Source organism: Nocardia sp. NPDC060220 (assembly GCF_042727815.1).
In the GTDB taxonomy this organism is placed as follows: Bacteria; Actinomycetota; Actinomycetes; order Mycobacteriales; family Mycobacteriaceae; genus Nocardia.
In genome coordinates this window covers 1-14,074 of sequence record NZ_JBHWZY010000070.1, presented here as the reverse complement: position 1 = coordinate 14,074, position 14,074 = coordinate 1, and the positions used below count along the sequence as shown (strand labels likewise).

Here is a 14,074-nt window from a genome sequence, read left to right as displayed (position 1 = left end):
GTACGAGCAACTGGCCCGTCAGCTCAGCGCCATCGGAGCAGTGAAAAGAGGACTCGCCCGCGTCCTGGTGTTCGAGTGGATCAACGCTAGTCGTGAGATGCGTGGTGGTACCAGCCGGATTTCGGCCCCCGCGCTGACGTCACGTCAGGAGTTCGGGCTCCGCGCAGGTCAGCGGTGCGTCGATGTGCGGCTGAGCACCGAGGTGCTCGACCGCATCGACGAGATCGTCGCGCCCGGAACCACACTCAGCCCCGCCGACGAGGGCTACCTGCCGCCCTCACTCACCGACGCGGCCGTGCGCCGCCGCACCACGATCGGAGCCACCCGATGAGCCTGTCCGACCTGCGCCTGCTCGGCCGAACCGGCGTCCGGGTGAGCCCGTATGTGCTCGGCACCATGAACTTCGGTTCCCGTGGCGGCACCACCCACGAAGAATCGATCGCGCTGATCCATCGGGCGCTGGACGCCGGAATCAACATCATCGACACCGCCGACACCTATTCGCGGGGCGAATCCGAGATCATCGTCGGGAAGGCGCTGCGCGACCGTCGCGACGAGGTGATCCTGGCCAGCAAGTTCCACAACGCCGTCGACGACGACCCCACCCACCGGGGCAACTCCCGGCGCTGGATCGTCCGTGCCGTCGAGGACTCGCTGCGTCGCCTCGACACCGACCACCTCGACCTCTACCAGGTGCACCGCCCCGAATCGGTGACCGCACTCGAAGACACCGTCGCCGCTCTCGACGACCTCGTGCGCGCAGGCAAGATCCGCTACTACGGCACCTCGGTCTTCTCGCCCGGCGAACTGGTCGAAGCCCAGTGGATCGCCGACCGGACCAAGGCCAATCGCTCTGCTGCCGAACAGGTTCCGTATTCACCGCTGATTCGCGGCATCGAACGCGAGACCCTGCCGATCGCCCGCAAGTACGGACTCGGCGTCATCGCTTACGGCCCGCTCGCCGCGGGGTGGCTCTCCGGTGAGTACCGCCTCGGCGCACCTCAACCGAGTTCGCATCGGGCCGAACTGATCCCGGGTCGATTCGACATCGACGCACCCGCCAACGCGGACAAACTCGCCGCCGCCGACGCGCTCGCCGTCCTCGCCGAGGAATCCGGACTCACGCTCATCCAGCTCGCGATCGGTTTCGTGCTCGCCCACCCCGATGTCACCGCCGCCATCATCGGCCCGCGTACCGGCGAACACCTCGACGCCTATCTGGGTGCGGCCGATGTCGTCCTGAGCGAGGAGATCCTCGACCGCATCGATGAGATAGTCCCGCCCGGGACGATCTTCGCCGACCGTGACACCGGCAAGATCCCCGACGCGCTGGCCGACCCCGCCCTGCGCAGACGCGCCGCCTAGCCCATCCGGCGATCGCTGAGGGAGACGTAATCCCCTCTTCCTCAGCGATTTCCGGGTTGCGGCGGCGACTTCGATCGATCGTTCGCCGCCCGGCACACGGGATCACTGTCGCGATCCGTCAGCGCGGATCGAGGCCGTGCCGGCAGCGTGCTCGCTCCAACACTCGGCGATGCACCGAGCGGCCGGTCAAGCCGAGGTCGACGCTGCGTTCGTGAACGTCGGTTTCCAGCCCAGTTCGGGAGCGATCAGGTGCACGGTATCGTGCAGGATCTGCTCGTAATCCTCACGGTGGAATTCGTAGGGCAGTTCCAGGCGCAGCTCCGAAGTCTGCGCGAGCACCGGGTCAGCTCGCAGCTGTTCCAGGATCTGCTCCGCGGTGCCGACGATGTCCGGCGCGAACAGAATTCGGCGTTCACCTTGCGGGCCGAGAGTGCGGTCGTGGCGGCTCGCGGCGTAGGCGCGGTAGCGCTCGCGGGTCGCAGGGTCGGCGCTGTCGAACGGCACGATCACACGTCCGACCGCCACGCGGGCGGGTCGAGCCGGGTCGATCAGGCGGCGGTAGTCCGCGATCAGGGTCAGCTGGGAGGTGGTGAAATCGTCACTGGCGTCGCCGAAAACGATGTTGCCGCTGAGCAGGTTCAGTCCGTTCTCCGCGGTCCAGTGCACGGATCGGATGCTCCCGCCGCCGTACCACACACGATCGGCGAGGCCGGGGCTGTGCGGCTGCAGACGGGGACGCTGAGTGTTGCCCGGTGACTGGATGACGGTGCCTGCGTCGCCGAGGTAGTCGCCGCGCAGGTTCTCGAGCAGACGGGCCACGCGGCCGTAGGACAGGTCGAAGTTGCGCCAGTCGCCGTCGAAGACCAGGTCACCGATGAGATCGGCGTGCGGTGGGGTGCCCGCGCTGAAACCGGGCTGTAGTCGGCCCTGCGACAGCACATCGGCCAGCGACAGGTCCTCGGCCAGCCGGAACGGGCTCTCGTAGCCGATCGGAATGACCGCGGCGCCCAGCTCCACTCGGCTGGTGCGCTGGGCGGCGGCGGCCAAAAAGACCGCCGCCGAACCCACGCCGTGCTCGAGATGACGCTGCCGGATCCACGCACCGTCGAAACCGAGGCGCTCACCGTACTCGAACAGCTGCAGCGTGTCCTCGAGCCCGGTGTACGGATCGTCGTCGAGGTAATTGCCCGGCGTCAGGAACGCCAGCGTGCTGATCTGCGGTGCGCTCATCCCTGGCGCTCGTAGGGGATCTTTTCCCCCGCCTCGACCGCGATCGGGAGCCTGTTCTCGGCGGGCGGCAGCGGGCAGGTCGCGAGATCGCTGTAGGCGCACGGCAGGTTGACCGCTCGATTGAAATCGAGCACGACCGTGCCGTCGGGCGCCGGAGTCGACACCTGCACAATGCGATTCGCGGCGTAGGTGGTGACTCCGGAGGTGGTATCGGTGAACAGCACCGACAGGTCGCCGGGGTTCCTGCCGGGGAACGCGGTCAGCCGCAGCGGTTGACCGTCGATGTCGAACTCGACCTGTCCCGGTGCGTCGTAGACATGCTCGAGCCCTTCGACCGAGGCGCCGACGGTGGTCGGTCGCGGCTGCTCGAACCGAACGTAGCGACCCGTCACCACCCACTTCGGGTCCGGCGCGAACGCGGGTGTGCCCCGAAACGCGGTGCGCAACTGGTTGTTCGGGTGTCGAGGGCGGACGATGTCGTTGCCACCACGGCGGGCGACCTCGATCACCGCATCACCCCACACGGCGTTCACCCCGTCGCGCTCGGCGATCGCGCCGAACTCGTAGCGGCCGCGCACCGGTGTCCCCTCGACGACCAGTTCCTCGCTCTCGTCGAGAACCACGACCACACCGTCGGCACCGGTGGACCAGGTGCCGGGCGCGTCGGTGAACCGCTCCGGAGTTTCGGTGAGCCAGTGCAGGTTGGTGATGGCCAGGAATCCGTGCCGGTCGGCCAGGCGCGCCTCCTGTTGACGGTGCCATTGCTGCCATTCGGCGGTGAAGCTGTCTACCTCGGCGACCGGGGTCTCCTGTGTTGCCATGGTATCGATACAACCCCACACCACCGCCGACGAACAGAATTGCGCTCAGCCCGAACACAAGTCACCCGCTGTCGCTGCCGCGACAATCGACGGTGTGGTGACTGTTTCGTCGCTATCGTGGAAACGTATCCCGGTGGAGGGAGAGCCACGATGGCTACTGTGACGTTGTACCGCTACGTCGCCCAGCTCGAGGCGGTGCTGGTGAACCAGCGGCACCGTGAGGGTCTTGATGCGAGCCCCATCGCAGTCGAGTTGTACGAACTGCGGCCGCACCGACCGTCGGATCGTTGGCTCGAGTGGGGGTGGACCACATTTCGTAGAGAACGGGTGGATCCAGCTCCGACACCATCCTCCTCGCGCTGTGAGATTGCGGCGACTGAGGATGAGCACACTCGGTGGTCCCAAGCCGAAGGCGCGGCACTGCACGCGCTGCGTGGTACCGAATTGCAGCTCGTCCACGACCTGGGGTGCACGATCGGCGGGTTCCCGCCCCAGCTGCTGACGGCATTGGGGAGGCGAGCGGCGAGGAGCCGTCGCGACCACGTGGAATCACAGCGTGCGCTGGACGAGTTCCGGCAGCGGCTGCGCAGCATCGACCAGAGATATCGGCCGATCCGGGCACAGCTCGCGACGCGGGTGCGGGAAGCAGCGGCGCGGGCTGGGGCAGAGCGGCAACGCTTGGATACAGCCCTGAGCCGAGCTGCCGCCTCCAGCGAACGGGCCGACTCACGCCGCATCCCGGAGCCGCGCCCCACACACCCCTCACCCAACCCGCACATCAGCACCTACACCAGTTTCGGGGTCGGTGGCCACTTCGGGATCTGAGCGGAGGGTGCAGGGTTCTCGCGGCTGCTAGGGGTGCTGCGGCCGAGCTGTGCCGGCACGCAGCGTCTCACGGCCGATTCGGTCACGCGGCGTGGGAGAGGAAGGTTGATCGTTCGAACTCGCGGTGCCGCACCGCGTGGACGAACGCGGTGTATTCGAGGTGGTCGAAGAAGAGCCTGGCGGTGCCTGTCGAGGCTCGGCATTCCGGCGCGGCGCTGAATTCGTAGAGGTCGTCGGATGCTCGGGTGATCGTCAGGGCGCCACGGATGGGCCGGTCTGCTCGGATCGCGGCCTGGAGGGCCTCGAACTGGTGGTGGTCGAGGGTCAGGCATTCCTCGAGGGGGACAGGGTGTGCGGTGGCGACCGGGCGCGCGAGCTTGTCGTCCCAGATGAGGGTGCGGTGGTTGTCGCGGTAGACCATCACGCACGCCTGTTGCGGGGAACTGGCGGCCGCCTTGCGGAAGTGCGCGGCGGGCGGTGTCGGTAACGACATGGTGGATCCTTTCGAACAGCGCTGCCGGCGACGGTGCCGACAGCGCGGGGCGCACGCTAGGGGAGGCTGCCGATAGCGGCGAAATTGCAGGGGCGGGCGTAGTCGTTGTGGTCGATCGGCTGTTCGGGCCGCCAGTCGGTGGCGTAGGTGATGCCGGGGTCGGCGATCGTCCATCCGTCGAAGAAGGTCTGGAACTGCGCGCGGGTGCGCAGGGTGACCGGTGTGCTGGCATCGGTGAAGACCGCCGCGCCTGCGGCGACCTGTGCTTTGATCTCCGCGCCCGCGTCTTCGAGGGACACGTGTGTCATCGCGATGTGGCTACCAGGGGCGAGGGCGTCACGCAGCTGCGCGACGATCTTGCCGGGCTCGCTGGCGTCGGTGACCCAGGGAAGCACCGAAACTAGTAGCAGCCCAACGGGTTCGGTGAAGTCGATCAGGCGCTGGGTATCGGGGTGGGCGAGAATGCGCGCGGGCTCGCGCAGATCGGCGTCGACCATCGTCGCGGTGTCGGTGACACCCTGTTCACGCAACAGGTCGCGGGCCCGGTTGATCGCTTCTTCGTCGTTGTCGACATACACGACGCGGGAATCGGGGGCGAGCTCGCGCGCGACCTCGTGGGTGTTGCCGCCCGTCGGCAGGCCGGACCCGATGTCGAGGAACTGGCGAATCCCGGTGCCGGCCATGTAGCGAACTGCGCGGGCGAGAAACCGGCGATTGTGCTGGGCCCACAGGGGATAGAAGGGGATGTCGGCGTAGAGCCGATGAATGAACGGCAGATCCGATTCGAAGATCACCTCGCCGGTGACCATGTGGTGATAGATGCGTGCGGAGCTGGGTTTGTTGGTGTCGATCGGGCGTGGCTCGAAGTCGCTGTCGGACATCGTGATTCCTCTGCGGTTGCGGTGGTGCCGGTCTATCGCTGAATGGTGGGGCGGCTGCGGAGGCCGCGGACGAGGTGTTCCATGAACTGACGTGAGTCGTGGGGGCTCAAGGCGGTCATCGCCAGGCGGTTGAAGATCTTGTCGCGGATACCGACGGCGGGTTTGTCATCGATGTAGCGGATCTCGCCCTGCGCTTCGATGACGGCCATCTCGAGATCGCCGGCCGCTCCCGGGGAGGGCACGCGAACCAGGATGTAGCGGTCCTCCATGCCGGCGCCGGGTGCCTGGTGGGTGAAGGGCATGACCTGGATCTGGATGTTGGGCCGGGAGGACAGCTCGAGCAGGTGGGTGATCTGGTCGAGCATCACCGCGTCTCCGCCGTAGGTGCGGCGCAGGCAGGATTCGGACAGGATCGCGTGGAACTCGGGTGCTCCCCGCGCGAGCAGGATTCGCTGACGCGCGACGCGGGCTCGGACGTAGTCGTCGACGGTGACCGCGTCCGGATCGTCGGGGTCGAGTTGGAGGGGCTCGTGCAGCGCGCGGATGTAGCTCTCGTGCTGGAGCAGGCCGGGAACGATCTCGGCAGCGGTCTCGCGTAGCCGGTCCGCCACCGCCTCGAGGTCGACGAGCAGTCGCAGTTCCTCGATGTAGGCGCGACGGTAACCGGAGTTCCAGAATCCGCGACGGTGACTGTCTTCGCGGAGATCGAGCAGGATCGCGATGTAGTCGTGGTCGGTGACGCCGAGCTGCCTGACCAGCTCGTCGAGTGCCTGGGCGCTCAGATTGCCCGTGCCGCTGATCACCGCCGCGATGCGGGACTGGCTCACCCCGATCATCTTTCCCGCGTCGGCTTGGGTAGTGCGAGACCGGCGCAGAAGCGCGTCGATCTCTCGACCTAGCAGCACTTTTCGTGCGGTTCGTGCCATGGATCCCACCGTATCGGGCTGCTGGGCGGCGGCTGCCACCTGTTTCGCAATCCTGATTATCAGGTTAGATTATCAACCACGATTATTTGGCGAACAAGTCAGAGGGTGTATCCGAACTGCGACATACCCTGCGGCGCAAGAAGAGTGGGGCCCACTCATGGACGTCACCGACCCAGACACCCTCCGCGGCACTCTCGATGCCGGAGCCGCGAATAGCTGGGGGCAGCGACTTCGGACCTATCGTCGCGCTCGATTAGGGCTCAGCCGTGGGGATTTCGCCGAGTTGATCAACGACCGGGCTCGCCGCGACAGCGTCAATGTCGCGTGTTCGGAACGACACATCGCGCGCTGGGAACTCGGCGAGGTCCGCAGGCCCAGCAAGTCCTATCGCGTTCTGCTGGCTGCGCTCGGCGCACCGGTTCCCGAGATCGATTCCGTGCTGTCCTCGCCGGGCCTGAATGTGGGGTTCGCTCGTGAAGTGGTGTCACAGGCTCCCGAGTTCGTCGGTGCCGGTACGCGTCGCGGCGCGGATGCGACATTGCTGGAGGCCCTCGCGACCGCCGTGGTCGGTTCCGCTGACATCCTGACACCCTGGCTGCCTTCCCTTGACGTTCCCGAGATGCCCTGCGACACAGGGTGCCTCGATCTCGATGCGGTGCGCAGCGCCACCTCGGGATTGCGGGAACGCGATCAGCGACACGGTGGTGGCTCGGTCGCGCGCACGGCCGTCGATCTCCTGAAATCGACGACCGCGCTGCTGGCCGGGTACCGCGGACACACGACGCTCGCACACGCGCTGCTGGTAGCCACCGCCGATCTGGCCCGGCTGATCGGGTGGGCCTACCACGACATCGGTGACCAGCATCGCGCCCGCCAATACGCCACCATGGCTTTGGTTTCCGCGCGGCGAGCGGGTGCGGACAGCCTGGTCGCGTCGACGCTCTACGTGCTGGGGCGGATCAGCTTGATCGAACGCGACCCGCGCGTCGCTCTGCGGATGTTCCAACTCGGCCAGCTACCTGCCCAAGACGCCACCGGAGGTGGGGAATCGGCGCGCTTGTATGCCAATGAGGCCTGGGCACACGCGATGATGGGCGACGTCGACCGGATGCGGACCGCGCTTGCCCGCGCCGAAGACGAGATCGCCCGGGTCGCAGATCATCCCATCGACCCGTGGACCCGGGTGTTCTTCACCCCCGGAGAGTTCACCGGCATGCGATCGGTGATCTACAACGAGTACGCCCTGACAGCCCGCGGACAGACCGCGCAACATTACACAGCCGAAGCCGTCGACGCCGCTCGCGCCTCGTTGGCCGCGTCGACGCCGGGACGCCCTGCCCGCAGCATCCTGTTCGACAACATCACGATCGCCACGGGCACCTTCCGCCTCGGCCAGATCGATGACGCGGTCTCCTTCGCGACGGCTTGCCTGGACATGACCGGTCAGGTCGACAGCGGGCGAGTCGGCGACCGGCTGGGGCAGCTGGTGCACGCCGCGAGTCTCGCGTCCTCGCGATCCGATGTTCGCGATCTCTGTCAGACGATCCGGCGGGCCGTCCGCACCGCCCGGCACACTCCGCACCAGCTGACCGAACATCGCCTCGCGACCGCGTAGCAATGTCGACGCAACCCGACGATGTCATCCCCACACAGCGGCATTTACGACATGCCCTGTCGAATGTCATTGTCGCAGAGATTATTCGGCGATGTACTCGGCTCATGACTACGACGACGCCGAGACGTGGCCATCGGGCAATGGGCAGACGCCGGTGAGCCGGGTGTGTGTAGCTGTGACGCACGCAGGCGGCTCCGCCGCGAAGCCCGACAGCCGCGCTGGGGAGAACACACGCGTGCGGACCGCCGAGGGGTTACTGGAGGCTCGTCAGTTACTGCTCGCCGTCGCCGGGAACCTGCAGGGCGGGTCGCCGCTGATCGGATGGGCACGCGAGCTGGCGGATCTGCACGCGACTCTGTTCACCGCGTCGGTGTCGACCACCCGTCGGCCTGCCGACTTCGACGCGCCTACCACCAGCGGCCGGATCAACACCGTCATCGGCTTGATCGACGAGTGGTCGGCCTGCCATCTTCCTCGCCCTTCCTCGGGCCGCCGGCACACCCATTCCCTCGGCGAGGTGATCAGCCACGTGGCAGACACCTACACCCACGTTCAGTGGACACTGCGCCACACCAAGAGCGCCGAACACCAGCACCATGCCGCCCTGCGCTTTGCTCAAGTCCAGGAAGGCTATGCCGACCTGGTCGAGGAAATTCGAGCCCTGCGCGTCGCGCTCCCGCTGGGCCGGGGCCACCAACCCGCCCCATAGCGGGCGAGGACTCCGGTGTTCAGGTGGGTGTTGGTGTCCCTCTGGTACGGCGGAGTCGCCGGGTATGGCCGACCTCGTCGGCGGCCAGGAATCCGGACAGGATCGGGATGGGCTGGTCGGCGCAGGATTCGGCGGGTGCGCCGGTCTCGATGACGCGCCCCGCGTCGACCATCACGATCCGGTCGGCGCGGTGGAGGTGGGTACGCAGATCATGGGTGATCATCAGAATCGCGGCGCCGGTTCGATGCCGGTAGCTGTCGAGGTACTCCAGGATTCGGCTGGTCAGCGGCGCGTCGAGCGCGGTGGTGATCTCATCGCACACCAGGACATCGGGTTCGGCGCCGAGTGCTCGCGCGAGGGCGGCGCGTTGAAGCTGGCCGCCGGACAATCCCGCGGGGTATCGAAGTGCCTGCCGCGCATCGATACCCAAGTCGTTCAGCAACTCGTGAGCGTGCCGGCGGGCGGTGTCTCGGTCGACTCCGCGCAGCCGGACGGCGGTGGCCGCGACCTGGTCGAGAACCGTGCGCCGAGGGTCGAACGAGGCTGCCGACTCCTGCCACACGTACTGAACGGCGGCGATCTGTGCGCGACTACGCCGGCGCAGCGGGGCCAGTGGTTCGCCGTCGAGCAGCACGTGGCCGCTGTCGGGACCGACCAGTCCGGCGATCGTACGACCGATCGTCGACTTGCCCGCCCCGGATACGCCGACCATCGCGACGAGTTCACCGCTGTGCAGATCGAGGTCGACACCGCGCAGAATGCGCGAACGTCGATGGGAGACAGCGAGATCGCGCAGTCGCAGAACAGGCGGTGACACCGCGGACGCTCGTCGTCGGGGCGGTGCGGCCACCGGCGCGGGTCGGTCGCTGTCGTGGAGCCGGCCCGCGCGCACGAACAGCGTCCGGTCGCTGACCCGGTCGACGGCGACGGTGTCGTGGGTGACGAGCACTACGGCTTTGCCTGTCCGACGCAGCCGGTCGAGTCCGGTGAGCAGGGCGGCTCGCGCGAGGGGATCCAATCCGACTGTCGGCTCATCCACGATGAGCACATCGGGATCCGACATCAGCACCTGCGCCAGCGCGAGTCTGGCACGTTCGCCGCCGGAGAACTCGAACGGATACTTGCCGAGCATGGTGGCCAGGGTGTGGTCGGACACCTCGAACGCCGCGGCTGTCAGCACGTCGGCGATGTGGCGGCGCCGGGTGGCCCGGTCGGTGCGCGGCAACCCGAGGCGGCGTCGACGAAGCCGCTCCAGCTCGGCCAGCGCGGTACCGATTCTGCGAGCGGGGTTCAGGGTGGACGCCGCATACTGGGGCAGGTAGCCGATCCGCACGCTGCTCCGCGGTCCTGGGCACCGAATGGTTCCCGCGACAACAGTTCCCGCGACCGCGACGCCCGCAATCGCCGTAGCGATGGTGGTTTTGCCGGCACCGGAGGGACCGAACAGGGTGACGATCTCGCCGGCGCACACATCGAGGTCGATGTCGTCGACGAGGACAGTCCGGCCCGCGGTGACCCGCAGCGCACGCACACTGATGAGGGGCTCAGCCATCGCGGTCGCCGGTGGCCAGGCGCGCGGCGCGGGTGCGAGGGTCGGCGAGCAAGTCGTCGGCGAGCAGATTGACCCCGACGATGAGCGCCACGATCAACAGCGCGGGCAGGGCCACAGACCAGGGCGCGATGGTGAGTGCGTCCTTGTTGGCCGCGACCGACACCGCCCAATCGGCGGAGGTGGTGTCGAAGCCGAGACCGAGGAAGTTGGCCGACGCCAGAAAGTACACGGCAGCGGTGAACCGCAACGCCAGATCGGCGGCGATCGGCCGGGACATCTCGGCAACCGCGTAGTTGCCGTATCGGAAGGCTCGGCTCTCGCCTTGCATCCGCAACGCGTCCATGACCGGACCGTGGACAGTCCCGCTGGCGGTCACGCGAACGAACCGCGAGATCGGGGCGACGAGCACGAAACCGATCGCACACGCGATCGCGACGGCCGAGCCACGGGTGCGCAACGCGGCAACCATGATGATGAGCAACGAGGGAAGACACAGCAGCACATCCATCGGGCGCATCAGCAGCTCGTCCATCCACGCGCGTGGCGCCGCGGCTGCCGCGACACCGATCAGTGATCCGACGAGATAGGCGATGGCGACGGTGACGGCAGCGACGACGAGGAATGTCCGGCCGCCGGTGAGAGCGGAGGCCAGCACGTCGCGCCCGAGCCGGTCGGTGCCGAACGGTGACCATTCCGACGGCCCGAACGGTGACTGACGATTCTGTGGCGCCCGGGTGGCGAGGAACGGCCCCATGGCCGCGACGAGCACCGGCACTGCGACCAGGATGCCGTAGATCCAGCGGCGCGCGGTCATCGGCGGATACCTTCGGCAGACACCGGCACCATGCGTTGCCCGGCGATGTCGATGACGGTGTTGATCGCGATCGCGACGACACCGGTGATCGCGACGATCGCGAGGATGACTGGGTCGTCACGGTTGCCGATGGCACCGATGAGCGCCGACGCGATGCCGGGCACCACGAACACCGCCTCCACGATGAGCACACCGGAGAGCAATCCGTCCCCGGTGCGCCCGAGTTCCTGCATCGCGGGCGCGAGCGCGTTGGGCGCGACATGCCGGGCCAGCAGCGACATCCGGCCGACGCCGAGCCGGCGGGCCTGGGCGATGTAGGGCTGATCCATCACATCGATGACACCGGCGCGGACCAGCCGAACCAGGGGAGCGGCGACGCGAGCGACCATCACGATCAGCGGCAGCACCAGGTATTCCGGACGGTCGAGCAGGGTGTCGAGGTCGGTCCCGAGGAAGGTGGCGGGCAGCAGGTCGAGATCGAGGGCGATGTAGCTGACGAGCAGGACCGCGAGCACGAAATCCGGAATGGAATCGAGCCCGATACTGACGGCGCTGACAACCCGATCACACCACGATCCCGGTGCCGAGCCCGCGGCGAACCCGGCCGTGACGGCGACAGGGACCAGCAGCGCCAAGGCCAGCACGGCCATCAGCGCGGTGGTCAGGAACGGGTCGGCGATCACGTCGCCGACCGGGTGCCCGTTGGCGTAGGACACGCCGAAGTCGCCGACCACGGCGCCGGCGAGCCAATCCAGGAAACGCTGGACCGGTGCGACGTCGAGGCCGAGCAGATGCCTGGCCGCCACGCGCTGCTGCTCGCCGAGGACGTCGTTGCTCTGCACGTCGGCAGCATCGCCGGGCAACAGCAATGAGAGCACGAACACCAAGACCAGCAGCACGCCGAGCTGGCCGATCCCGATGACGCTGCGGCGCAGCAGGAATCGGGTGAACGGGGTCGACAAGCGCACGGACGCTACCGGATACCGACCACGATGCGGTCGTCACCGTACTGCCAGACGATGCCGGCCTCGGCGAATCCCGCGTCGCGGGCGAAGGCGACGTAGTCGTGCACGGTCGGCCGATCGTGCACGGTGTGCTCGAATCCGCCGTCGCGGGCCCGCACGAGTTCGGCGAGTTCGGGTGCTCGATTCACTGCGTCCCACCAGGCGGCCCAGTCCTCGGCGCCCGCGGTTCCTCGTCGCTCGGCGCGGCGTGCGGTCATCGATGTACCCAGGGCATCGAGCCGGGTACCGCCAGGACCCTCGTAGAGGTGGTCACCGTCGACGAACAACCCGCCCGGCTTCAGCGCTTGCGCGCAGGTCTTGATCAGCGCACGCAACGGATCACGATTCATCCAGTGCAGGGCGGTGGTGCTGACGAACGCGTCCGGGACTCGCTCCAGATCCAGTGCGTCGAGCCATCCCTCGGATCGCAGGTCGGCATTCACTGTCCGGAAGCGTGGCGAAGCCAAGGCCGGTTCGGCGAGACCGAGCAGCAGCGGATCGGCGTCCACGCCGACAACGCGGGCGTCGGGGAACCGGTCGAGCAGCCGCTGCGACAGGGTTCCCGGACCGACCCCGAGATCGACGATCAACAGGTCGTCGCGGTCACCGAGTTCGTCCAATACATCGCCGATCACCTCGAATCGCTGTTCGCGATCGGGCATGTAGTGCTCCTGCTGGCGGTCCCAGCGTTCGAGCCAGTACCGCGCCGTCGCCGCGTCCAGTCCGGTCATCGAGCATTCACCTCGTCGAATCGGGCCCAGCCGTGCGAGTTCGGTACCGCGGCGGGCAGTTGCTGAAAACGATCGCCCGCGGCGCTGTTCCAGGCGGTGTTGCCGAAGAAGACGAAGCCGCCTCGGTCGTACAGGATTTCGTGCATCGTTCGGTAGATCGCCGCGCGTCCTTGCTCGGTGGGTGTCGACTGTGCCTTGACGTAGAGTGCGTCGAACTCGGCATCGGACCACTTCGTCCGATTCTGTGGCGATCCGGTGAGCAGTCGTGACGCGAAATGGTTCGGAACGGGCAGTGGCCCGGACTGGCCCATCGTGAGGTGCCCGGTGTTGAGCGCGTCGGTGTAATAGGTGTCCTTGGAACCGAGGACGACGTTGACCTTCACGCCACAGCGGCCCGCGTGTTCGGCGAAAAGCCTTGCCGATTCCACGAAGCCGTGCGCCACCGGCGCGGTGAACAGGTCGAACGACAGGTCACGCACCCCGGCGCGGCGCAGCAACCGGCCCACCTCGTCGGGATCGTAGGTGTGTTGGGGCAGGTCGGCGTAGTACTGGAAGCCTTTGCCGAACACATCGTTGCCGACCTCGCCGTTGCCCTCGAGCGCGACCTTGACCAGCTCGTCGCGGTCGAGCATCCGCATGACCGCCCGGCGGACATCAGGGTTGTCGAACGGGGCACGGTCGGTCTTCATCGCGAAGAAGTAGATGCCACTGTTGGGGGTGGCCGCGAGCGCCAGGCCGGGCCTGCCTTGCAGGGTCCGTGCGGCCGACGGGGTGAGGTTGTCGGCGTAGTCGATCTCGCCGCTCTGTACCGCTGCGAGCCGGGCATCGGACTCCGCGCTGACGATGCGCAGCCGCCGGATCGACGGGGCGCCGTCCCAGTAGCGATCGTTGGCGGTAGCAACGAATTCCCTGCCCGCCGTGAAGGACTCGAACACGAAGGGGCCGGTCCCCACCGGCCGCTCGAAGTCGGTGGCCCCGTTCGGCACGATCTTGGTCCCATAGGCCGACAACGCGATCAGGAACTCGAAAGAGGGCTCTTTCAAGACGATCTCCACCGTGCGCGCATCGATTGCGCGGCTCTGGGCTAGGTCGACCTTGTCGAGCGAGG

Annotated in this window: 14 protein-coding genes and 1 pseudogene; 5 read left to right on the top strand and 10 right to left on the bottom strand. The window is 67.4% G+C overall.

Features of this window, described 5'->3' with window-relative positions; genetic code table 11:
- A pseudogene (locus tag ACFWF3_RS05930) lies at positions 1 to 331 on the top strand (hypothetical protein); the annotation flags it as partial.
- On the top strand, positions 328 to 1,365 hold the full coding sequence (locus ACFWF3_RS05925; RefSeq protein ID WP_379312655.1) for an aldo/keto reductase: 1,038 nt from the start codon (positions 328 to 330) through the stop codon (positions 1,363 to 1,365). The pseudogene ACFWF3_RS05930 and the gene ACFWF3_RS05925, both read left to right, overlap by 4 nt.
- Before the next feature lie 186 nt (positions 1,366 to 1,551).
- Here ACFWF3_RS05925 and ACFWF3_RS05920 read toward each other — a convergent pair whose 3' ends face one another.
- On the bottom strand, positions 1,552 to 2,595 hold the full coding sequence (locus ACFWF3_RS05920) for an LLM class flavin-dependent oxidoreductase (protein WP_379312654.1): 1,044 nt from the start codon (positions 2,593 to 2,595) through the stop codon (positions 1,552 to 1,554).
- A complete protein-coding gene (locus ACFWF3_RS05915; RefSeq protein WP_379312653.1) occupies positions 2,592 to 3,416 on the bottom strand; it encodes a DUF1684 domain-containing protein in 825 nt (274 codons plus the stop codon). The genes ACFWF3_RS05920 and ACFWF3_RS05915 overlap by 4 nt, the downstream gene beginning before the upstream one ends.
- Before the next feature lie 543 nt (positions 3,417 to 3,959).
- On the opposite strand from ACFWF3_RS05915, the gene ACFWF3_RS05910 reads away from it, so the two are divergent.
- On the top strand, positions 3,960 to 4,241 hold the full coding sequence (locus tag ACFWF3_RS05910) for a hypothetical protein (RefSeq protein WP_379312652.1): 282 nt from the start codon (positions 3,960 to 3,962) through the stop codon (positions 4,239 to 4,241).
- An 82-nt stretch (positions 4,242 to 4,323) separates the two neighbouring features.
- On the opposite strand, the gene ACFWF3_RS05905 is transcribed toward ACFWF3_RS05910, so the two are convergent.
- Genes ACFWF3_RS05905 through ACFWF3_RS05895 form a run of 3 tightly spaced genes read right to left on the bottom strand, consistent with a single transcriptional unit; the run spans position 4,324 to position 6,541 of the window.
- Positions 4,324 to 4,734 carry a hypothetical protein gene (locus ACFWF3_RS05905; protein ID WP_379312651.1) on the bottom strand — a complete coding sequence of 137 codons (411 nt, stop codon included), beginning with the start codon at positions 4,732 to 4,734 and terminating at the stop codon, positions 4,324 to 4,326.
- 56 nt (positions 4,735 to 4,790) lie between these two features.
- Positions 4,791 to 5,615: an SAM-dependent methyltransferase gene (locus tag ACFWF3_RS05900; protein ID WP_379312650.1), complete on the bottom strand. Its 825-nt coding sequence runs from the start codon at positions 5,613 to 5,615 to the stop codon at positions 4,791 to 4,793.
- 32 nt (positions 5,616 to 5,647) lie between these two features.
- Positions 5,648 to 6,541, bottom strand: coding sequence for a helix-turn-helix domain-containing protein (locus tag ACFWF3_RS05895; protein WP_379312648.1), 894 nt, complete (start codon positions 6,539 to 6,541; stop codon positions 5,648 to 5,650).
- 157 nt (positions 6,542 to 6,698) lie between these two features.
- On the opposite strand from ACFWF3_RS05895, the gene ACFWF3_RS05890 reads away from it, so the two are divergent.
- Both ACFWF3_RS05890 and ACFWF3_RS05885 read left to right on the top strand, forming a co-directional pair.
- Complete coding sequence (locus tag ACFWF3_RS05890) at positions 6,699 to 8,156, top strand: helix-turn-helix domain-containing protein (protein WP_379312646.1); 1,458 nt, start codon at positions 6,699 to 6,701, stop codon at positions 8,154 to 8,156.
- Between the two features lie 91 nt (positions 8,157 to 8,247).
- Positions 8,248 to 8,865, top strand: coding sequence for a hypothetical protein (locus ACFWF3_RS05885; protein WP_379312645.1), 618 nt, complete (start codon positions 8,248 to 8,250; stop codon positions 8,863 to 8,865).
- A gap of 19 nt (positions 8,866 to 8,884) precedes the next feature.
- Here the strand turns inward: ACFWF3_RS05885 and ACFWF3_RS05880 are convergent, their stop codons facing one another.
- The 5 genes from ACFWF3_RS05880 to ACFWF3_RS05860 form a co-directional block, all read right to left on the bottom strand.
- Positions 8,885 to 10,417 carry an ABC transporter ATP-binding protein gene (locus ACFWF3_RS05880; RefSeq protein WP_379312643.1) on the bottom strand — a complete coding sequence of 511 codons (1,533 nt, stop codon included), beginning with the start codon at positions 10,415 to 10,417 and terminating at the stop codon, positions 8,885 to 8,887.
- Positions 10,410 to 11,231, bottom strand: a complete 822-nt coding sequence (locus ACFWF3_RS05875; RefSeq protein WP_379312642.1) for an ABC transporter permease — start codon at positions 11,229 to 11,231, stop codon at positions 10,410 to 10,412. Before ACFWF3_RS05875 ends, ACFWF3_RS05880 begins: the two co-directional genes overlap by 8 nt.
- The gene (locus tag ACFWF3_RS05870) at positions 11,228 to 12,199 is read right to left on the bottom strand and encodes an ABC transporter permease (RefSeq protein ID WP_379312640.1); all 972 of its coding nucleotides are present in this window, start codon (positions 12,197 to 12,199) and stop codon (positions 11,228 to 11,230) included. The genes ACFWF3_RS05875 and ACFWF3_RS05870 overlap by 4 nt, the downstream gene beginning before the upstream one ends.
- A 5-nt stretch (positions 12,200 to 12,204) precedes the next feature.
- Entirely contained in the window at positions 12,205 to 12,966 is a 762-nt protein-coding gene (locus ACFWF3_RS05865) for a class I SAM-dependent methyltransferase (protein ID WP_379312639.1), read from the bottom strand.
- Positions 12,963 to 14,074: ABC transporter substrate-binding protein (locus tag ACFWF3_RS05860; protein ID WP_379312638.1), on the bottom strand; the 1,112-nt coding region annotated here is incomplete at its 5' end. The genes ACFWF3_RS05860 and ACFWF3_RS05865, both read right to left, overlap by 4 nt.

Bases quoted from the DNA above. Each gene is read 5' to 3' on its own strand.
- ACFWF3_RS05925 (WP_379312655.1), top strand. From the start codon at position 328: ATGAGCCTGTCCGACCTGCGCCTGCTCGGCCGAACCGGCGTCCGGGTG.
- ACFWF3_RS05920 (WP_379312654.1), bottom strand. From the start codon at position 2,595: ATGAGCGCACCGCAGATCAGCACGCTGGCGTTCCTGACGCCGGGCAAT.
- ACFWF3_RS05915 (WP_379312653.1), bottom strand. From the start codon at position 3,416: ATGGCAACACAGGAGACCCCGGTCGCCGAGGTAGACAGCTTCACCGCC.
- ACFWF3_RS05905 (WP_379312651.1), bottom strand. From the start codon at position 4,734: ATGTCGTTACCGACACCGCCCGCCGCGCACTTCCGCAAGGCGGCCGCC.
- ACFWF3_RS05900 (WP_379312650.1), bottom strand. From the start codon at position 5,615: ATGTCCGACAGCGACTTCGAGCCACGCCCGATCGACACCAACAAACCC.
- ACFWF3_RS05895 (WP_379312648.1), bottom strand. From the start codon at position 6,541: ATGGCACGAACCGCACGAAAAGTGCTGCTAGGTCGAGAGATCGACGCG.
- ACFWF3_RS05890 (WP_379312646.1), top strand. From the start codon at position 6,699: ATGGACGTCACCGACCCAGACACCCTCCGCGGCACTCTCGATGCCGGA.
- ACFWF3_RS05885 (WP_379312645.1), top strand. From the start codon at position 8,248: ATGTACTCGGCTCATGACTACGACGACGCCGAGACGTGGCCATCGGGC.
- ACFWF3_RS05880 (WP_379312643.1), bottom strand. From the start codon at position 10,417: ATGGCTGAGCCCCTCATCAGTGTGCGTGCGCTGCGGGTCACCGCGGGC.
- ACFWF3_RS05875 (WP_379312642.1), bottom strand. From the start codon at position 11,231: ATGACCGCGCGCCGCTGGATCTACGGCATCCTGGTCGCAGTGCCGGTG.
- ACFWF3_RS05865 (WP_379312639.1), bottom strand. From the start codon at position 12,966: ATGACCGGACTGGACGCGGCGACGGCGCGGTACTGGCTCGAACGCTGG.